The organism is Halomonas gemina (genome assembly GCF_023554995.1).
Classification (GTDB): domain Bacteria; phylum Pseudomonadota; class Gammaproteobacteria; order Pseudomonadales; family Halomonadaceae; genus Halomonas; species Halomonas gemina.
Genome location: NZ_JAMJPK010000002.1, coordinates 513359 through 533215 on the forward strand (window position 1 = coordinate 513359; position 19857 = coordinate 533215).

A 19857-nucleotide genomic window follows, 5' to 3' on the forward strand; every position below is an offset into this window, starting at 1 on the left:
TTGATGAAACTTAAATAACACGGCTGCCAATTGGCAGCCGTCTTATCTTGCATGATGTTTATTTCACATTTCTGGCTTAGAAGGCGTCCATGCCGATGGGCATGCGCAGGGTCAGGGTCGTGTCCGGGGCGTCATCGGTGATACCCAGCTCCAGCCCCAGGTTGACGGCGACATCCTGATTCAGCTGGTAGGACCATCCGAGCAGCAGGGAACCGACATTCAGGGTATTGGAGCTGACACGAGTGATGCTGCCAGTGTTGTTGTTGACATATTCGGTCTCGGTCTTGCCGATGAAGTCGTTCTTGTAGCCCAGCGTAAAGGAGGTCCTTGGGTTGATGGAGTAGGCCATGCCGAAGCTCAGTCGTACCGCATCTCCTGGATCCACATCGCCGATAAAAAGGTCCTGGTCATTATCGTCAGTCAGTCTCTGATTGACGCTATCTTTCAGATGAAAAACATAGCCGAGGTTGGCGAAGTAGACGGCCGGCGCAGAGGGGAGCAGCATGGTGATGCTGGGCTCGATGGAATGGAAGCCTGTGCCCGTAGAGAGTTCAAGTGGATTTCCGGCACTGTCGCGGCTTACATCAAACGGGCCCTCGCCGGTGGTGCTCTTGTAGCGCAGGTTGCCGATGAAGTAGGGCATCCCATCGAGCCCACGGTTGAACTGGTAGTGGGCGCCCAGTTCGATATCGCCTAGCGCATTATTGGATAGTTCACGGTCCAGAGTGAAAACATTATCCTCACTATCTTCAATCGGAACGTTGACCCTTTCCGATTCATCTCGATAGACATAGGGCACCTTCATCTCGAGTTCCAGGCGGTCGGTGAAGCCCAGCCGCCCCGTCAGGGAGGCCGTATAGTTGTCACGGTCGACATCCTGTGCCGTGAATACCCCGATCAGCAGGGTACTCAGAACGCTTACCCCCTCGAACGTCATGCGGTTGATGCTCTCGTGGGAGTACTGGAACTCCGGTTCCAGTACCAGCCTGCCCTTGGGCGTCAGCACCCCGCCATATTCGGCGAGGGCCTGCACTTCCGGCTGGACCTCCTGCTGCTCGGGCTCCTGGCCGACCGGTTGGATCTGTGCCGTCTGTGCTGCCTCCTGGGCCAGTGCCGGCGCGCAACCGATCAAGGATACCAGGCCAGCAGTGTAGAGGATGCTTGTGCCTCGTGGAGTCATGGTTCCCTTCCTTTTTTCTTGCTTAATTAAGTAGTGTCCCGTCCGCACCGGGAGAGACATGGACTGATCCGGATCACGACACCCCTATCGGATACGAAAAGACCCAGCTAGCAGGCGCCTGTGACCGTCTTCCATCATGTTGAGGTTAGTTGAATAAGTCCTGATGTCGATGGCTCATTCTTTTTTCCATCATCCGAATCTCCGTTCTTGTCGATACAGTGCTTATCGAGAAGCCGATACAGGGTGACGCGGGAGACGCCGAGCTCACGGGCTGCATGCAGCACCTTGTACTTGTTGCGTGCCAGGGCGCCCCTGATCGCCTCGTATTCTGCCATGTCGCGTACCTGCTGAAGGGTATCGGTGTCCCGGGAAAGGCTTTGGCGTCGTTCCAGCCCCATATCGGAGGGTGTGATGAGCCGTTGTTCGCACATGACCATGGAACGTCTGACTCGGTTGACCAGTTCGCGTATGTTCCCTGGCCAGGGGTACTGGCGCATGACAGTCTTGCAATCGCAGTTGAAGCCTCGGACCCGAGATGGCTTCTCAGCAGAGAACTTCTCGAAGAAGAAGTGTGCCAGGGGCTCGATATCCTCCGGGTGTTCCCTCAGCGCCGGTGTCCTGACTTGAAGCACATTTAGCCGATGATAGAGGTCCTCGCGGAACTCTCCTCTCTCCACTGCCTTCTCGAGGTCGACGTGGGTGGCGGCCAGGACCCTGACATCCACAGGGATTTCCTGGAGTCCACCGACGCGGAATACCTTGAGGTTCTCCAGGAAGCGAAGCAGGTTCACCTGCATGTCCAGAGGCAGGTCACCGATCTCGTCGAGAAAGAGTGTGCCTCCTTGCGAGCTCTCTATGATACCTATCTTGCGTTGATTGGCACCGGTGAAGGCACCCTTCTCATGACCGAAGAGCTCGGACTGGATGAGACCGGAGGGAAGAGCCCCGCAATTGACCACGTTGAACGGGCCACGGTGTCTGGATGAATGGGTATGGATTGCGTGGGCGGTGAGCTCCTTCCCCGTGCCTGACTCTCCGGTAATCAGCACGGGAGCATCGGCAGCGGCCACCTTGCGGATGGTTCGGAAGAGTTGTTGCATGATCGGGCTCTCGCCGACCATATGGTAGTCGTCGTCCGGGCAGGAAAGCGTCGGAACGGGGTGAGCTTCATGGAGGCCTGCCATCTTTAACGCGCTCTCAAGCAAGGTATTGAGTTTTTCCGCATCGGCGGGATGGGCTTGATAGGCATAGCAGGCGTTGTAGATCAGGTCACGAGCCTTGTCGTGCCGCAATACGTCATGCTCGACGATCGCCACCCACTGGACCTGCGACAAGCCGGGCCTGGTATCGACTTCCAGGGGGAGCGAGGTCCCAGACGGGTCGATAGCGGTCAATCCAACCCTGCAGGCTTCCCTGTTCAATAACTCCATCGCTTCCTGCGCATTATCGGCATGGTGTATCGACCAGCCATAACCTGAGAGCTGATTCAGCGTTTCCTGAAGAGAAGTTATGTTCCCTACGGTCATGAGTTGCCTGGACGGCTCCATCATCTCGTTCCCTCATGGTTGCTGACAACCATTGCTGATGGTGTTCATTCCCTGCGACAGGCGAGTGCTTGCCACGGGTCTTGGTCCGGGAGTCATGATTTTGCTTCCTCCACAGGCAGCAGTCCCGTTGCTGTCCTCCTGGTTGGAAGATGAGCGAAGTACTACCTCGGGACTACGGGACCATCGCGGGGCTTGAGGCGACGCGGTAAGTGTTGGTCGTCCCAGGACAATTGTAAAGTCATGTTACAGATTCGTTGGGTGATGCATACGTCATATGAGTCTTCTCAGTATTTTTAGGAAACTCTATGCTTAACAATACGTTGTATGAAAGTTGCGACGGGTTAGGGGGAGGGAGGAACGGCAGTCGCATCAAGAAAATAGTACTCGAGCCACAGGACCTGGCTGCTGTAGCGGGCGTGAGCAGCCAGGCAAGAAGGCAGGCGGTAGGGCAGGGAGTCTAGCCAAGCCTGTCGAGGATGGTCTCGGCACTGCTCTTGTCCACCACGCCCTTCTCGGTGTCGACGCCGAGGTACTCCACCACGCCGTCATAGGCGATCAGGGCATAGCGGTGGCTGCGAATGCCCATGCCACCGGCCGTGGCATCCTTGTCCATGCCGATGGCGCGGGTGAACTCGGCGTTACCGTCGGCGAGCATGGTGATCGCCTCGGCATTCTGGTCCTTCTGCCAGGCGCCCATCACGAAGGCATCGTTCACCGAGAGGCAGGCGAGGGCATCGGCCCCCTTGGCGAGGATGTCATCGGCGCGGACCACGAAGCCGGGCATGTGGGTGTTGGAGCAGCCGGGCGTAAAGGCGCCGGGCACGGCGAAGAGCACCACGCGACGGTCGGCGAAGAACTCGCCGGTGGAGAGGTCCTGTGGCCCATCGGGGCCATTGGTCTTGAGGGTGATGTCCGGAATCCTGTCACCGATCGAGAGTGTCATGGGGTAGGCCTCTGGTTGATGTAAGCGTTAATCGTGTATTGAGCTGAGGGTCATTCCAGCGGCGGCGTGGGGCGAATCAGGATCTCGTTGACATCCACGTGCTCCGGCTGCGCCAGGGCATAGGTCACCGCATTGGCGATGTCACGGTCTTCCAGGGCGTGCTCCGGGGGCTCATCGAAGAACGGGGTGTTGACCATGCCGGGTTCGATCAGGGTGACGCGGATACCGCTGCCCCGCAGTTCCTCGCGCAGGTTGTAGCCGATCCCGCTCACCGCCCACTTGGTGGCCCCGTACATGGAGCCGGGGATGGTGGCACGGCCGGCGGCCGACCCGGTCAGCAGCACATGGCCACGGCTGCGACGCAGTGCCGGCAGGGTGGCCTGCAGGGTCAGGCCGACGCCGTAGATGTTTGTCAGGATCATCTCGCGCCAGGCCTCGTGGTCGGCGCCACTGAAGCCTCCCGGCGAGCCGCCGCGCCCCGCGTTGGCGAACACGGCATCGATGCGGCCGAAGCGTTCCATGGCCTGCTCGACCATGGCCTGCTGGTCCTCCATGGCGGTGACGTCGCAGCCGATGGCGAGCACGTTCTCCGGGCCCAGTTCCTCGGCCAGGGCCGTCAGCTTCTCCCGGGAGCGGGCGGCCAGCACCAGCTTGTAGCCCTCCCGCGAGGCGGCCCGGGCCGAGGCTGCCCCTATCCCGCTCGACGCCCCGGTAATCAGTAATACACGATGCTGCATCGTCCTCTCCTGTGCCTGTGAGCCGCCGATTTCCAGCATGGCCCAGTCCACGACATGGCTCAATCCCGGCGCTCAACGCAACACCGCTGCCCCGGCCTTGCAGTCGGTATCGAGGATATCGGACGCCGCGCTCGGTACCGGTGTGCCCTGCCATGGTGCCGCCCGCGGTGGCACCATGGCAGGACGCGGGTCAGTTCAGGGCCAGTTGCGCCTCGTCACGGTCGCAGTGGAAGTAGTCCGAGCTCGCCAGCCACGCCGGATCGGGATAGTAGGTGAAGAGGTACTGATCCTCCTTGATGCTGTCGATCAGCGGCGCGGCGACCTCCTGGCGAACCGCCGGGCAGCCATGGCTGCGGCCGAGGCGGCCGGTCTGCTCGATGAAGGCCTCGCTGACGTAGTCGGCACCATGGATGACGATGGCGCGCTGGTAGGCCAGGTCGTTGACGCCGGGCTCGAGGCCCTCCAGGCGCAGCGAGTAGCCGTTGCGGCCCTGGTAGCTGTTCATGGTGCGGAACAGGCCGATGCTGGACTGGTGGCTTTCCGGGACGTTGGAGAAGGTATCGGCCATGGCATTGCCGGAGCCCTGGCCGTGGGAGACCAGCTCCTCGAACAGCAGCTGGCGGCGCTGCAGGTCGAAGACCCAGAGGCGCGGCTCGGTGGAGGGCAACGAGAAGTCGATCACCGCCAGGCGCTCGGCGTCGGGGTCGGCGCAGGAGAGCGCGCGGGCCGCCAGGCGCATGACCCGGGGGTCGGCATCGGGTGCCAGCCGGGTCAGGGTCTGGTCGAGAGGTAGCTGGCTCAGCGTACCCGGCTTGTAGGCCTGGGCCAGGAAGTCGTCGCCGGCCAGGGCGGGTGGTGTGCCCAGCAGCAGCGCGGCGCAGAGGGCGGTGCCGGGAAGCCATCGATTCGGGAAGGGAGTCGGCATTCGGGAAACCTGTCGTGTGGCATGCTGGGCCCGGTCGTCGGCCATTCCAGACGGTAGGGCGCTCAGTCGGAAAAGGGGCGGCTTCCCTGCGGCGCCCTGTCGGGCACTATTATGAACAAGGGAAACACGATGACCAGACCTCATTCTCAACGCAGGAGCCAGGACCCATGCCCTCAGCCAAAGGATTGATGCCACTGATTCTCGTGGTGGGGATGCTGCTCTCGATGAGTGGCTGGGCGCTCGCCGAGGAGGGGGAGGCCGCCGTGGCCGATGCCCTCGCCGAGCGGTTAGCCGAAAAGGAGGCTGGCCTGCGGGACTTCTACGCTGCCCGTGAGGGGCGGCCCGCCTGGCAGGAGGCCGAGACCGTCGGCGGCTTTGCCGCGGCCCTGCGCAGCCTGGAGGCCGATGGCCTGACCCCGCAGGACTACCGGCCGGATGCCCTGGTAGCGGGGTACCGCCAGGTGCAGGCCGAGGAGCAGGCGCCGGCCGCCCGGGCACGCTTCGACCTGCAGGCCAGCCGTATCCTGCTGACGGCCCTGCGTCATCTTCAGCGCGGCAAGGTGGATCCGCATAGCATCGACCCGGACTGGGAGGTGCCCATCGACGCGCCTCCCCTGGATCTGGCGGCGGTGTCGCGGGCGGTGGATGGCCAGCGCTTCGAGCAGGCCTTCGCCCTGGCACGTCCCTCGGCGGCCCCCTACGAGCGCCTGCGCGCGGGGCTGGCCCGCTATCGCCACATCGAGCGGCAGGGTGGCTGGCCAAAGCTGCCGCAACGCCAGCAGTCGCTGCGTCCGGGCGATATCCATGATGATGTGCCGCTGCTGCGCGAGCGCCTGGCGATCATCGGCGAGCTCGAGGTGATGGTGGCCGACCTCTTTCCCGGGGTCGAGTCGGGCGCCGCGGATCCACGCCGCTACGATGACGCCCTGGTGGAGGCCGTGAAGCGTTTCCAGCGCCGCCACCTGCTCGAGGTGGACGGCATCATCGGCCCCCGGACCCAGGAGGCCCTGAACGTGCCGGTGGGAGAGCGCATCGCCCAGATCCGGGTCAACCTGGAGCGCGCCCGCTGGCTGCTCCATGGGCTGCCGGACTCCTTCGTGCTGGTGGACATCGCCGGTTACCGGATCAGCTACTTCCGTCCCGACGGGCGGGTCTGGCGCTCGCGCATCGTGGTGGGTCGACCCTATCGCCGCACCCCCTCGCTGCGCTCGGCGATCACGCACCTGACGCTCAATCCCACCTGGACGGTGCCGCCGACCATCCTGCGCGAGGATGTGCTGCCCAAGGTGCGCCGCGACCTCGGCTATCTCTGGCGGGAGGACCTCATGGTGCTGGGGCCCTCCGGCCAGCGTCTCGATCCCCGCGAGGTCGACTGGTCGCGGCCGGGCAATATCATGCTTCGCCAGCGCCCCGGTCCGCAGAATGCCCTGGGGCGCGTCGTGCTGCGCTTTCCCAACGAGCATCTCGTCTACCTGCACGACACCCCCGCCCAGGGGCTCTTCGCCAGCGAACAGCGGGCCTTCAGCTCCGGCTGCATCCGCGTGCAGGGAGTGCTGGAACTGGCCCAGCACCTCTTCGATGACACCGGCACTCCCGCCCATGTGGCCTCGCTTGTTGCGAAGGGGGCGACCCGCAACATTTACCTCGAGCGTCCCGTACCGGTGATCCTGCACTACTGGACGGTGCACCCTGGTGAGGATGGCGAGCTGGTCTTCCGGCCGGACATCTACCAGCGCGATGCCGCCCTGTTATCCGCCCTGGACCGCCCCCTGAGCGGGTAGCGCGGTCGCTGCGGTGGCCGTCTCAGCGGTAGCCCCTGGCTTGGAGCCGGAACAGCCGCGCATAGCGGCCGTTGGCGGCCATCAGGCGCTCATGGTCACCCTGCTCGAGGATCTCGCCGCCGTCGATCACCAGGATCCAGTCGGCGGCACGCACCGTCGAGAAGCGGTGCGAGATCAGGATGGTCATGCGGTCGCGGCTGTGCTCGCGGAAGTCGGCATAGACGGCCGCCTCGGCCGCGGCGTCCATGGCCGCCGTGGGCTCGTCAAGCACCAGGATGTCGGCGCCCTCGCGCATGTAGGCCCGGGAGAGGGCGATCTTCTGCCACTGGCCGCCGGAGAGCTCCTGGCCGCCCTTGAACCAGCGCCCCAACTGGGTGTGGTAGCCGCCGGGCATCTCGGCAATGAACTCATCGGCCAGCCCGCGACGGGCGGCCTCCTGCCAGCGGGCCTCGTCGGTGAAGGCTGCAACGTCACCGGCCCCGAGGTTCTCGCCCACCTTCATCTGGTAGCGCACGAAGTCCTGGAAGATCACTCCGATGCGCCGGCGCAGCGCCTGGACCTCCCAGTCGCGCAGGTCACTGCCGTCGAGCAGGATGCGCCCCTTGGTGGGCTCGTAGAGGCGGGTCAGCAACTTGATCAGGGTGGTCTTGCCCGAGCCGTTGGCCCCCACCAGGGCGAGGCTCCCGCCCGGGCGCAGGTGCAGGGAGATGTTCGAGAGGGCCGGCGACTCGGCGCCAGGGTAGGTGAAGCCGACGCCCTCGAAGCGGATGCCGTCGCCGGGCCTCGCGCCCGCGGTGAGGGTGCCGCGCTCGGCGGGCACCGGCTGTTCCAGGTACTCGTAGAGGTTCGAGAGGTAGAGGTTGTCCTCGTACATGCCGCCGATCGCCGTAAGGCTCGCCGAGAGCGCCGCCTGGCCCTGCTTGAAGACCATCAGGTACATGGTCATCTCGCCCAGGGTCAGTCTCCCGGTGATAGTCTCCGCCACCACCCAGGCGTAGGCGGTGTAGAAGGCCAGGGTGCCCAGCAGGCCGAGCAGGAAGCCCCAGGTCTCGCGGCGCAGCGTCAGGCGGCGATCCTCGTCGTAGAGGGTTTCGAAGATGTTCCGGTAACGCTCCAGCAGCAGCGGCTCCAGCCCGAACAGCTTGACCTCCTTGATGCTGTCCTCGCGGGCCAGCACCGTCTCCAGGTACATCTGCATGCGAGTCTGCGGCGAGCGCCAGCGGAACAGCCGGAAGGCATCGCCGGAGAACTTGGCCTCCGAGACGAACACCGGCAGGGCGCCGATCACCAGCACCAGCAGCGCCCAGGGCGAGAACTGCACCAGCAACACACCGAAACTGGCCAGCGAGATGGCGTTCTGGGCCAGGCCAAAGGTCTTGTTGACCAGGCCCAGCGGCCGCACCGAGGCCTCGCGGCGGGCGCGGGTCAGCTTGTCGTAGAATTCGGAATCCTCGAACTGCTCGAGCGAGAGGGTACCGGCCTTCTCGAGGATCATCACGTTGACCTTCTGGCCGAGCAGCGCCCGCAGCAGCGACTGCTGGGCCGAGAGGCCGCGCTGGGCCAGGGCAATGGTGGCGATCACCCCCGCCTCGGCCAGCACGTAGCGCAGCACGCCCCACCAGTCGACTTCCCCGCTGTCGCGATGCAGTTCCATCGCCGCGACCACGGCATCGACGATCAGCTGGCCGATCCAGGCCGCTACCGCGGGCAGCACCCCGGCGACCAGGGTGCAGAGTGCGAGCCCCAGGGTCAGCGGACGGGAGGTCTGCCAGACCAGTGCCAGGGCCCGGTGGCTGTAGCGGAAGACGCCGAGGAAGCTGGCCAGACGGCGCTCGGGCGGCGCGGCCGGCCGGGGATGGGCATGGGGTGAGGACACGCCGAGGGTCTCCGATCCGTGGGGGCGCCAGTGTACCCCGGCGGCGCAGCTGGCAGTAGGCGGTACCCCGAACGACCGCGCCCCGCTCGAGGGCGGGGCGCGAAGAGACGGTGGTGGCGGGGCTCAGCCCTCGTCGTCGGTCGCTTCCACCTCGCCGGTGCTGGCCACCACGGTGCCGGTCTCGCCGCTCTGCAGGGCAGCCAGCACGGGCTCTGCCTGGCGCTGGAAGGCCACCAGCCGCTCGCCCTGCAGGCTCTGGTTCTCGGGCAGCGCCACCTTCATGGCATTCACCTGGCTATTGTTGACCAGGACCTCGTAGTGCAGGTGAGGCCCGGTGCTGCGTCCGGTATTGCCGGACAGCGCAATGCGCTCGCCCATGGTGACGCGCTGGCCGTTGCTGACCAGGGGCCTGGAGAGATGCAGGTAACGGGTCTTGTAGCCGTTGTCGTGGCGGATCACCACGTAGCGGCCGGCCGCCGGATGGTTGCCGACCTTCTCCACGCGGCCATTGGCGGGGGCCTGGATGGCGGTGCCGATCGGCATGGCGAAGTCGGTGCCCTTGTGGGGGCTGATGCGACCGGTCACCGGGTGCTTGCGCCGTGGATTGAAGTGCGAGCTCAGCCGGTAGCGCCCCTCGAAGGGGTAGCGGTTGAAGGCAGGGTCGAGACTCGCGCCGTCCGGGGTGTAGAAGCGGTTGTCTTCCGGATTGCGCACCAGGGTCAGGTCCATGCGCTCGCCGTCGTACTCCACCGCCAGCACCCGCGGGTCGAGGCTCTCGCCGTCGATGATGTCGGACTCCACCAGGACCTGAAAACGATCGCCGCGACGGGTGTCGCGGCGGAAGTCGAGTTTCTTTTCCAGGACCCGGGAGAGCTCCGAGACCTCGGCGCTGGTCAGGCCGGTGGCCTTGGCCGAGCGCGCAAAGCTGCCGCTGATGGTGCCGGCGAAGAGGCGCTGGGTGGCCTCGCCGGCGCGCTCGATGGTGGCGACCTCGAATCCGTCCTCCTGGCGCTCGATCAGGTAGCCGTCCCGGGCGTTCTTCATCAGGCGCAGGGAGAGCAGGTGGCCCTCCTCGTCGAGCTGGTACTCGAAGCGGTTGCCCTGCCGCCAGTGGGATAGGAGCCGAGGCTCGGGCAGGCGCTCCAGCAGATTCATTACCTCGCGGTAACCCATGCCGAGGTGGTTCTGGGCCATGATCGCGAAGGTATCGCCAGCCTGGACCTCGTAGGTGTTCCACTCCGGCACATAGGGCTCGCTGGCGGCGATCTCCTCCTCCAGCTGGATCGGTCCCTCGTCGAACAGCGCAAGCTCGTCCTCGGAGACCTCCTCGTAGGAGGTGGCATCGGCCACCAGGCTGCCGTCGTGATCGAGCATGCCGCCGGCGATGGTGCCGATGACCACCGCCATGTGCAGGGCGCCATCATCGAGACTGGGAACGCCATCCGTCGGTACCCCGGCATCCCCTTGCGGGGCGTCGGAGCGCTGGGCGGGCAGGGCAAGGGTCTCGGGAATCCCGGATTCGGCACGACTGGCCTTGGCCGTGGTGACGAGGTCGATATCGACGATCTCCGAGGCGGTGAGCTCGGAGAGCGGGACATGGTTGCGGGTGGCATCGAGGGCCCGGCTGGCCATCTCGATGGCATCGGCCACCGGTGTCCGCTCCGTGCGCAGCGAGGGCAGGCCGGGGCTGGCATCGGCTTCGAGGGGAACGAGGACGGTGTCGAGCGTCTGACTGTCACGCTGGACATCTTCGAAGGAGGTGACGATTTTCTGTGCGCCCAGCACGGTGACCATGGTGGCAACGGGTAACAGCAACAACTTGTGGGTGCGGGGCAGCGAATGGAGGATTCGCATCATGGGTAACAGGCCGTGACAGATGAAAAGGAGATAAATAAGTGGCATCAGAACCATACCCCATGATGTATGGGATGCCTAGTCTGTACGGACATACAGGAAACGCCCGCGCCTGCATTCCTCGCAGCGAGGGGGCATCGGTGCAGGGGCGCGAACGCTGTTTGTTAAGTGGGCATTGGACACGCCGCGTCGGAGAATTTCAACCCCGGCCCGGGTGGATGGCGTTCAGCGAGTGCCGTTCAACCGGTGAGGGTGCCGTCGCGGTAGTCCCTCAGCGCCTGCTCCAGTTCGGCGTGCTCGTTCATCACGAAGGGGCCGTATTGGGCAATCGGCTCGCCATGGGGTTCGCCGGCCAGCAGCAGGGCCTCGGCACCCTCGCGGCTGGTCAGCGCGAGCCGCTCGCCGCTACCCAGGCGGGCGAGCCGCCCCTGGGCCACCGGGGTGCCGGCGATCTCGAGGCTGCCCTTGAAGACGTATACCAGCAGGGTGGTGGCCTCGGCAGCCAGCGCAAGCTCTCCTCCGGCCGCCAGCCTGGCATGGGCCACGGCGCCCTGGCCGGCCAGGGCCTCCAGGGGGCCCGTGACGCTCTCGCCGGCGGTGGCCTGCCAGCGCCCACCCAGAGCGGTGAGGGTGGCGTCCCGGCCGTTCAACGTCGGCATCTCCGCAGCGCGCACATCGCGGTAGGTGGCCGGGCTCAGCTTGTCCCTGGCCGCCAGGTTCAGCCACAGCTGGAAGGCGTGGAGGCCCTGTTGGTCGGTCAGCGGCATCTCCGAGTGGATGATGCCGCGGCCGGTGTGCATCCACTGGGCGTCGCCGGCGCGAATGGTGCTCGAGTGGCCCAGATGGTCCTCGTGGGTCAGGCCGCCGTGGATCACGTAGGTCAGGGTCTGGATGCCGCGATGGGGGTGGGGCGGAAAGCCGCCGATGTAGTCGTCGGGGCGGTCGGAGCCCAGCTCGTCGAGCATCAGGAAGGGGTCGAGCCCTCCGCCGAAGTCATGGAGGCGCTGGATCCTGACGCCGTCGCCATCCTGGCTCGGCTGGCTGGTCACCAGGTGGTTTACCTGTCGGGTGGTCGGGGTGTAGGTCATGAAAATTTCTCCAGCGGTATAGGTTTGACTGGCATTTTAGGTCGGATTTTTCGAAGATTAAGCGCAATGTTTCGCTCTATAGATTCGAGGAAATCGAAATGTCCCGTGTCACCCTGGCCCAATGGCAGATGCTGGCGGCGGTGGTCGACCATGGCGGCTTCGCCCGTGCCGCCGAGGCGATCCACAAGAGCCCCTCGACCCTGAATCACGCCGTGCACAAGCTTGAGGAGCAGCTCGGGGTGGCGGTGATGGAGCCGGTGGGCCGGCAGGTGCGTCTCACCGAGGCTGGCGAGCTGCTGCTGCGCCGCGCCCGCCAGCTGCTCGAGAATGCTTCCTCGCTGGAGGACGTGGCGAGCCGCCTGGCCGAGGGGCTAGAGGCGGAGGTGGTGCTGGCCGTCGACCAGATCTTTCCCCCCGACGCCCTGGCCCGGGCCCTGGAGGCCTTCTCGGCGGCCTATCCCCATGTGCGCGTGCAGCTCCACGAGACGGTGCTCAACGGCGGCATCGAGATGCTCTATGACGGCGGTGCCGACCTGGTGGTCTCGGGCATCTCGGCCCAGGGCTTCCTGGGCGAGCCGCTGGTCAGGGTGCACTTCGTAGCCGTGGCCCACCCCGACCACCCGCTGCACCGCCTGGGGCGCCCGCTCGATCTGCGCGACCTGGAGCAGCACCGGCAGCTGGTGGTGCGCGACTCCGCCCTGCGCCAGTCCATGGACGCTGGCTGGCTCAAGGCAGAGCAGCGCTGGACGGTGAGCCACCTGCACACTTCCATCGACATGCTCGAGCGTGGCCTGGGGTTTGCCTGGATTCCCGAGACCCGCCTGCGCCAGGCACTGGCCGAGGGGCGCCTCGCGCGCCTGCCGCTGGCTGCCGGTGGCAGCCGCGAGTACCCGGTGCAGCTGATCCATCGCGACCCGGACCGGGCGGGACCGGCGACCCATTCCCTGGCCGAGGCCTTGAAGGCGGCGGTGGCGACCTGCCCGGCGGCAGAACCATTCGAAGCCATCGAATGATGGGGCGCAAAACCTGCGCTTGAGCGTCGATGATTTCGCCTTATGCTGGGGGCATCCTCGTTATCGAGCACTCGCTCACCGGCATATAAGGAGATGACCCATGGGGCTTCTGATCGACGGCACCTGGCACGACCAGTGGTACGACACCGACAAGCACGGCGGCGAGTTCGTGCGTGAATCCTCCAAGCTGCGCGACTGGATCACCCCAGACGGCGGCCCGGGACCCGACGGCCAGCCGGGCCTGCCCGCCGAGGCGGGCCGCTTCCACCTCTATGTGTCACTGGCCTGTCCCTGGGCGCATCGCGTGTTGATGATGCGCCGCCTCAAGGGGCTCGAGTCGGCCATCGAGGTCTCCCACGTCAGCCCGCTGATGCTCGACCAGGGCTGGACCTATCGCGAGGACGAGGGCTCGAGCGGAGACCCGGTCAACGGCGCGGACTTCCACCACCAGCTCTATACCCTGACCGACCCCCACTACACCGGGCGCGTCACCGTGCCGGCGCTCTGGGACAAGTCCTCGGGGCGCATCGTCAATAACGAGTCCGCGGACCTGCTGAGCATGCTCAACGGCGCCTTCGACGGGCTGGCCGGCAACCGCCTGGACCTCTATCCCGTGGACCTGCGCGAGACCATCGATGCCGTCAACGCCGACGTCTACGACCACATCAACAACGGCGTCTACAAGTCCGGTTTCGCCACCGAGCAGTCGGTCTACGAGAAGCACGTGGTGGCGCTCTTCGAGGCGCTCGACCGCATGGAGTCGCGCCTGGCTGAGCACCGCTACCTGGCCGGCGAGTGGTTCACCGAGGCCGACATCCGGCTGTTCACTACCCTGATTCGCTTCGATGCCGTCTATCACGGCCACTTCAAGTGCAACCTGAGGCGCATCGAGGACTACCCGAACCTCGCCAATTATGTCCGTGAGCTCTATCAGTGGCCGGGCATCGCCGAGACGGTGGACTTCGACCACATCAAGCGCCACTACTACGCCAGCCACGCCAACATCAACCCGACCGGCATCGTGCCCTACGGCCCGCTGCTCGGCCTCGACCGGCCCCACGACCGCGAACGGCTGCCGGGCAAGGGAATCCGCGAGAAGGGGTAAGCTTCAAGCGCCGAGCGCCAAGGGCCGTTCAGCCGGCCATTGCCTGGCTCATTACGAGTGGGATTGTCGAGCCTTTGTGGGAGCGCTGCTGGCAGCGCGATCCGCCGCGAAGCGGCGGCCGGGTCAGTACAAGGTGGCTGATTCAGCCGCGTGCTTTCTTTGCCAGCCAGCGATCCAGCGCATTGGCGAACTCGCGGCGGTCGCTGTCGGAGTAGCCGCCGGGGCCACCGGTATGTTCGCCGCTGGCTCTTAGTGTCTCCATGCTGCCCTTATGTAAGCCGCATCTGTACCTCGGGTGCAGATGCGTCATGGGTTAGACGTTCTTTGCCAACCACCGATCCAGCACATTGGCGAACTCTCGGCGGTCGCTGTCAGAGTAGCCGCCGGGGCCACCGGTATGTTCGCCGCTGGCACGGAGGGTCTCCATGAAGTCCCGCATCTGTACCCGTGCGCGGATATTGTTGGCATCCAGCGTCTCGCCGCGGGTGGTCATCACCCTCGCGCCGCGCTCGATGGCCTCCAGCGCCAGCGGCAGGTCGGAGGTGATCAGCAGGTCGCCTCGCGTGATGCGCTCGACGATCTCGTTGTCGGCGGCATCGAAGCCCTGGCTCACCGCCAGGCCCTTGACCCATCGCGAGGGCGGCAGCGGCACCGCATGGTTGGCCACGAACCAGGTCGGCGTGGCGGTGCGTTCGGCGGCGCGCACGATGATCTCGCGCGCCACCCTGGGGCAGGCATCGGCATCGACCCACAGATTCGGCATGCAGTACTCCCGGCAGGGTAGGGATCTCGAAAAGGCTGGTCAGTGGCAGTCGACGATGGTAGCATGCGCGCTCCTCGCATGTGTTGACCCCACCATCATGACGACGCCACGCTGCCTCAGGCAGGTGGGCGCCGAAACGCCGGGCCCAGTGACGCAAGCACTGACCCACACGCGTTCGAATTGTGTAGATGGAGCGCCACCGAGATCACGCCACCTGGGCGAGATCGGCGCAAACGGTCGCCACAGCGGTTCACGGGCCATCCCCGATGGCGTGAACCGAATGCCAGGTGCGACCGGCGTCCCCGACTCCGATTTGCTTATCTGATGATCCTTAGTACGGACCGCAGATGCTTGAGCGTGTTGCACGCGTCAGGGACGCCATTGAATTTCTGCCGACTCCGTCGGCTTACCAAGGTGTGATTAATGACCTCGACTTCTGTCGCCTCGCCGAGCTTCGGCGATCTGGCCCTGCTGCCTGACGTTCTCTCTGCCGTGGAATCCCAGGGCTACGAGACCCCGTCACCGATCCAGGCACAGACCATCCCTGCGCTGCTGGAAGGCCGTGACATGCTGGGCCAGGCCCAGACCGGCACCGGCAAGACCGCTGCCTTCGCCCTGCCGCTGCTGTCTCGTCTCGACTTGACTCGCCGCGAGCCCCAGGTGCTGGTGCTGGCGCCGACCCGCGAGCTGGCCCAGCAGGTGGCCGTCTCCTTCAGCAAGTACGGCCAGAACCTCAAGGGCCTGGAAGTCGCCACCCTGTGCGGCGGCCAGGAGTACCGCGAGCAGCTCTCCGCGCTGCGTCGTGGCGCCCATGTGGTGGTGGGCACGCCGGGCCGTGTCATCGATCACCTGGATCGCGGCAGCCTCAAGCTCGACGGCCTCTCCGCCCTGGTGCTCGACGAGGCCGACGAGATGCTGCGCATGGGCTTCATCGATGACGTCAAGCGCGTGGTGGCCGACACCCCGAAGAACGCCCAGCGGGTGTTCTTCTCCGCCACCCTGCCGACCGAGATCGAGCGCATCGTCAATCGTTACCTGGTCGATCCGGTCAAGGTAGCCATCGCATCCCAGGTGGGCACCGCCGCCAGCATCGAACAGCGCATGGTGCGTGTCGATGGCGGCGCCAAGCAGGAGGCGCTGGCGCGCATCCTCGAGGTCGAGCCCGTCGACGGGGCCATCGTCTTCGTGCGTACCCGGGCCGCCTGCACCACCCTGATGGAGCAGCTCTCCGCCCGTGGCATGAACGTGGCCAGCCTCTCCGGTGACCTGGATCAGAGCCTGCGCGAGCGCACCATCACGCGGCTCAAGCGCGGCAAGATCGACATCCTGATCGCCACCGACGTCGCCGCCCGCGGCCTGGACGTCTCGCGCCTGACCCACATCATCAACTACGACCTGCCCCAGGACGCCGAGGCCTACACGCACCGCATCGGCCGTACCGGCCGTGCCGGGCGTACCGGCATCGCCATCACCTTCGTCGGCTTCCGCGAGGGCCGCAAGGTGGGCTGGCTCGAGCAGGCTACCGGCCAGAAGATGAGCGAGATGGCCGTGCCCGACGAGGCCGCCATCCGCGCCCATCGCGACGAGATGTTCCACCAGCGCGTGATCGCCGCCCTGACCGCCGGGGCCGACGAGCAGCGTGGCCTGGTCGAGCGGATGGTCGAGGAGGGGCACGACCCCATCGAGCTGGCCTGCGCCTTCGCACGCATGGCGCGTGCCGACGAGGCCCCCATCGGTCGCCTGCAGGCACCGCGCGCCGAGCGCAGCAGTGACCGCAATCCGCGTGATGCCAAGCCGAAGCGTCGCGACAGCGCGCCGCGGGAAGGCATGACCCGCTATCGCGTTGCCGTGGGCCACCAGGATGGCGTCAAGCCCGGCCAGCTGGTCGGGGCACTCGCCAACGAGGGCGGCATCGAGGGCAGCCGCATCGGTCGCATCGACATCCGCACCGCCTTCTCGGTAGTCGAACTGCCGAGCTCGCTGCCTGAGAGCATCCTGAGCAAGATGGCCCGCGCCCGCGTCGCCGGTCGTCCGCTGGAGATCAGCGAGGATAAGGGCGCACCCGAGCGTGCCCCGCGTCGTCGCCAGGACGCTGACGCACCGATTCGCCGTCGCACCAGCGCCTGATCGCGGCCGGGCATAAGCCCGGTCTCGGAACGCCAAGGCCCCCGCACCGCAAGGTGCGGGGGCCTTGTGCGTTCAGCGCCTCGCCCGGCCTCAGGCCTGGGGCGTTGCCTCGCGGGCCCTGGCTGCCAGGGAGGCGAAGCGCAACAGCAGGCCGGTTGCATCGGGCGTGGCGGTCACATCGGCGATCAGGCGCTCCGGCGCTTCGCCCTGGTCCTGCAGGGCCTCCCGCTGGTGGGCGAGATAGGCGCGCATCACCGCCGGGGTGAACTCGGGATGGAACTGCACGCTCCACTGGCGGGGGCCATGGCGCAATGCCTGGTTCGCATCGTGGGCGTTGGCGGCCAGCACGCAGGCCCCGGGCGGTGCCGTCAGGACCGTCTGGGCATGGCTCAGGTGAGCGTGGAACCTGGCCGGCAGGCCGCCCAGCAGCGGATCCCGGCGTCCGGCCTCGGTCAGGGTGACCTCGCGGGTACCGGACTCCCGGCCGGCGGGGTGGAAGTCGCTGCTGCCACCGAAGGCCGCGGCCATGAGCTGGTGGCCATAGCAGACGCCGAGCATGGCGATGTCGCGGGCACGCGCCTCGACCAGCCACGGCTTGAGCGCCTCGCTCCAGGGTTCGGCGTGGCTGACCATGGCGTGGGAGCCGGTGATCAGCAGGCCGTCGATGTCATCCAGCGCCGGCAGGGCCGCGGCGCGCGGGGCATCGAGGACCGCCACCTGGGTGTCGGCCGGCGCCGCCGCGAGGGCGCGCCGGAAGAGGGTCTCGAAGTCGCCGTGGTCGCGGGCTACATCGGCAAAGCTGTCTCCGGTCTTGACGATCAGCAGGCGGGGCATGGGGGCTCCAGGCAGCGGTGGGCAGGGAGCCGGCATTCTACTTTCGTTGCAGCCGATCGCCCAGTGCTGTCATGAAGGCCGCGCCCGCCTCGAGCTGCTCGATGTCGATGTACTCGTCGGGCTGGTGGGCCTGGCCGATGCTCCCCGGGCCGCAGATCACCGTGGGCAGTCCCTCGCGCTGGAACTGGCCGGCCTCGGTGGCGTAGGCCACGGCACCGGCAGGGCGCTCGTCGAGCAGCTCCCGGCACAGCGCGAGCACCTCGGCGTTGTTGTCGTCGGCCAGGGCCGGCACCGTGGTGTTCAGCGCCTCGGTGACGATGGCGGCGTCCGGCGCGCGCTTGCGCATCTCCGCTTCCAGCCCGGCCGCGGTGTCGTTCACCCGCGCGAGCAGTTCCTCGAAGCGATCCGACGGCAGGTGACGGATCTCCCACTCGAAGCTGCACTCCCGGGCCATGATGTTGATGGCCGTGCCGCCCTGGATCTTGCCGACGTGCAGGCTCGAGTGCACCACGTTGAAGGCCTCGTCCACGCGCCCCTCGGCGCGCAGCTCGGCCATCACGTCCTCGATGCGCGTCACCAGGCGGGCGGCCACGTGGATCGCCGAGACCCCCTGGTTCACCTGGCTGGAGTGGGCGGCACGGCCGGTCACAGTGGTGCGCAGATTGGTCGCCCCCTTGTGGGCCACTACCGGATGCATCATGGTCGGCTCGCCGACGATCACCGCTGCCGGGCGAGGGTGGTCGGCCAGCAGCCGCTCGATCATGCGCGGGGCGCCGATGCAGCCCACCTCCTCGTCGTAGGAGAGCGCCAGCCAGATGGGCGTCGCCAACTCCTGCCCCACCCAGCGCGGGACTTCCGCCAGCGCGCAGGCGATGAAGCCCTTCATGTCGCAGGTGCCGCGGCCATAGAGCCGGCCGTCGCCCTTGTTGACCAGGGTGAAGGGGTCGGTGGACCAGGGCTGGCCGTCCACCGGCACCACGTCGGTATGGCCGGAGAGCACCACGCCGCCGGCCACGGCGGGGCCGATGCGCGCCAGCAGGTTTGCCTTGCGCCCGTCGTCGCTCTCCACCCGCCAGTGCGCCACGCCGTGGTCGTCGAGCCAACCCTCGACCCAGTCGATCAGGGCCAGGTTGGAGTCCCGCGAGACAGTGGCGAAGCCCACCAGGCGGTCGAGTATCTCGGCGGCGGTCATGATCAGGCTCCCGGGTAGCTAGTGTCGGCCAAGCCTAACACGGCCGGACGGGCAGCTGGACCGCTCCTCTCCGGGCGAGGGGTGGCTTATGCTGTGGGAAAACCGCAGGAGACGACCATGGATTCACGGGTGGGGAAACGCGCCTCCGACGACTCGCCGGGTAGCGAGCCAGGCCGCAGGGGAGAGAAGCTCAGCGATCGGGTCTACGGTGACATCATCGATCGCATCATCAACCGCGACTTTGCGGAGGGCGAGCGCCTGCCCTCGGAGGAGCAGCTGGCGTGCCGCTACGGCGTGTCCCGGCCGATCGTGCGCGAGGCCCTGGCCCGGCTGCGTGACGATGGCCTGGTGCGCTCGCATCGCGGCTCCGGCAGTTACGTCCAGCGCCGCCCCGATCAGGCCATGCTCGAGTTCGCCCCGCTGGATAGCCTGGCGGACATCCAGCGCTGCTTCGAGTTCCGGATCGCCGTCGAGTCCGAGGCCGCCCGCCTGGCGACACGCAAGGCCACTCGTGAGGACCAGGCGGTGCTCACGCGGGCGCTGGCGCTGCTCGAACAGCGCATCCGCGACAACGCCCTGGGGGTGGATGCCGACTTCGGTTTCCATCTCGCCATCGCCAGGGCCACCCACAACCGCTTCTTCTCCGACACCCTGCTATCGCTCGAGGCAGCGATCACCTATGGCCAGAACCTGGCACGAGGACTGGGCCTGAGGCGTCCGGAGCACCATGTCCCGGAGGTCCAGCAGGAGCATCGCGACATCCACGACAGCATCCTCGCCGGCGATCACGAGCGGGCCGGCCAGTGCATGCAGCGCCACCTGCGAAATTCGCGGCGGCGGGTCTTCGAGGGGTAAATGACTTGACAACTTTTACAACTCGGCCAGCTTCAGG

Annotated in this window: 17 protein-coding genes; 5 read left to right on the top strand and 12 right to left on the bottom strand. The window is 66.4% G+C overall.

Features of this window, described 5'->3' with window-relative positions:
* Positions 1 to 76 precede the first annotated feature (76 nt).
* The 5 genes from M8009_RS06465 to M8009_RS06485 form a co-directional block, all read right to left on the bottom strand.
* Positions 77 to 1180 carry a transporter gene (locus M8009_RS06465; RefSeq protein WP_250059998.1) on the bottom strand — a complete coding sequence of 368 codons (1104 nt, stop codon included), beginning with the start codon at positions 1178 to 1180 and terminating at the stop codon, positions 77 to 79.
* A 134-nt stretch (positions 1181 to 1314) separates the two neighbouring features.
* Entirely contained in the window at positions 1315 to 2730 is a 1416-nt protein-coding gene (locus M8009_RS06470; protein ID WP_250059999.1) for a sigma-54 dependent transcriptional regulator, read from the bottom strand.
* Positions 2731 to 3184: 454 nt separating this feature from the next.
* Entirely contained in the window at positions 3185 to 3670 is a 486-nt protein-coding gene (locus M8009_RS06475; RefSeq protein ID WP_250060000.1) for a peroxiredoxin, read from the bottom strand.
* Between the two features lie 50 nt (positions 3671 to 3720).
* Positions 3721 to 4407, bottom strand: a complete 687-nt coding sequence (locus M8009_RS06480; protein WP_250060001.1) for an SDR family oxidoreductase — start codon at positions 4405 to 4407, stop codon at positions 3721 to 3723.
* A 190-nt stretch (positions 4408 to 4597) separates the two neighbouring features.
* Entirely contained in the window at positions 4598 to 5332 is a 735-nt protein-coding gene (locus M8009_RS06485) for a murein L,D-transpeptidase catalytic domain family protein (RefSeq protein WP_250060002.1), read from the bottom strand.
* Between the two features lie 167 nt (positions 5333 to 5499).
* Between M8009_RS06485 and M8009_RS06490 the strand changes: the two genes are divergently transcribed.
* Positions 5500 to 7113: a L,D-transpeptidase family protein gene (locus M8009_RS06490; RefSeq protein ID WP_250060003.1), complete on the top strand. Its 1614-nt coding sequence runs from the start codon at positions 5500 to 5502 to the stop codon at positions 7111 to 7113.
* Between the two features lie 22 nt (positions 7114 to 7135).
* On the opposite strand, the gene M8009_RS06495 is transcribed toward M8009_RS06490, so the two are convergent.
* The 3 genes from M8009_RS06495 to M8009_RS06505 form a co-directional block, all read right to left on the bottom strand.
* Positions 7136 to 8989: an ABC transporter ATP-binding protein gene (locus tag M8009_RS06495; RefSeq protein ID WP_250060004.1), complete on the bottom strand. Its 1854-nt coding sequence runs from the start codon at positions 8987 to 8989 to the stop codon at positions 7136 to 7138.
* A gap of 123 nt (positions 8990 to 9112) precedes the next feature.
* Positions 9113 to 10846: a peptidoglycan DD-metalloendopeptidase family protein gene (locus M8009_RS06500; protein WP_250060005.1), complete on the bottom strand. Its 1734-nt coding sequence runs from the start codon at positions 10844 to 10846 to the stop codon at positions 9113 to 9115.
* Positions 10847 to 11082: 236 nt separating this feature from the next.
* A complete protein-coding gene (locus M8009_RS06505; protein WP_250060006.1) occupies positions 11083 to 11931 on the bottom strand; it encodes a pirin family protein in 849 nt (282 codons plus the stop codon).
* A 98-nt stretch (positions 11932 to 12029) separates the two neighbouring features.
* On the opposite strand from M8009_RS06505, the gene M8009_RS06510 reads away from it, so the two are divergent.
* Both M8009_RS06510 and M8009_RS06515 read left to right on the top strand, forming a co-directional pair.
* Positions 12030 to 12944, top strand: a complete 915-nt coding sequence (locus M8009_RS06510; RefSeq protein ID WP_250060007.1) for a LysR family transcriptional regulator — start codon at positions 12030 to 12032, stop codon at positions 12942 to 12944.
* Positions 12945 to 13044: 100 nt separating this feature from the next.
* Positions 13045 to 14049, top strand: coding sequence for a glutathione S-transferase family protein (locus tag M8009_RS06515; protein WP_250060008.1), 1005 nt, complete (start codon positions 13045 to 13047; stop codon positions 14047 to 14049).
* 142 nt (positions 14050 to 14191) lie between these two features.
* Here the strand turns inward: M8009_RS06515 and M8009_RS06520 are convergent, their stop codons facing one another.
* Both M8009_RS06520 and M8009_RS06525 read right to left on the bottom strand, forming a co-directional pair.
* A complete protein-coding gene (locus M8009_RS06520) occupies positions 14192 to 14311 on the bottom strand; it encodes a DUF188 domain-containing protein (RefSeq protein ID WP_430886893.1) in 120 nt (39 codons plus the stop codon).
* Positions 14312 to 14362: 51 nt separating this feature from the next.
* Positions 14363 to 14812 carry a YaiI/YqxD family protein gene (locus tag M8009_RS06525; protein WP_250060009.1) on the bottom strand — a complete coding sequence of 150 codons (450 nt, stop codon included), beginning with the start codon at positions 14810 to 14812 and terminating at the stop codon, positions 14363 to 14365.
* 423 nt (positions 14813 to 15235) lie between these two features.
* Here M8009_RS06525 and M8009_RS06530 point away from each other — a divergent pair, with 423 nt between their 5' ends.
* Positions 15236 to 16939: a DEAD/DEAH box helicase gene (locus tag M8009_RS06530; protein ID WP_250060010.1), complete on the top strand. Its 1704-nt coding sequence runs from the start codon at positions 15236 to 15238 to the stop codon at positions 16937 to 16939.
* Positions 16940 to 17029: 90 nt separating this feature from the next.
* On the opposite strand, the gene M8009_RS06535 is transcribed toward M8009_RS06530, so the two are convergent.
* Together M8009_RS06535 and argE are read right to left on the bottom strand one after the other, a co-directional pair.
* The gene (locus M8009_RS06535) at positions 17030 to 17773 is read right to left on the bottom strand and encodes a glutamine amidotransferase (protein ID WP_250060011.1); all 744 of its coding nucleotides are present in this window, start codon (positions 17771 to 17773) and stop codon (positions 17030 to 17032) included.
* Positions 17774 to 17810: 37 nt separating this feature from the next.
* Positions 17811 to 18965, bottom strand: coding sequence for an acetylornithine deacetylase (argE, locus tag M8009_RS06540; protein WP_250060012.1), 1155 nt, complete (start codon positions 18963 to 18965; stop codon positions 17811 to 17813).
* A gap of 117 nt (positions 18966 to 19082) precedes the next feature.
* Here argE and M8009_RS06545 point away from each other — a divergent pair, with 117 nt between their 5' ends.
* Entirely contained in the window at positions 19083 to 19820 is a 738-nt protein-coding gene (locus M8009_RS06545; RefSeq protein WP_250060013.1) for a FadR/GntR family transcriptional regulator, read from the top strand.
* Positions 19821 to 19857: the final 37 nt, after the last annotated feature.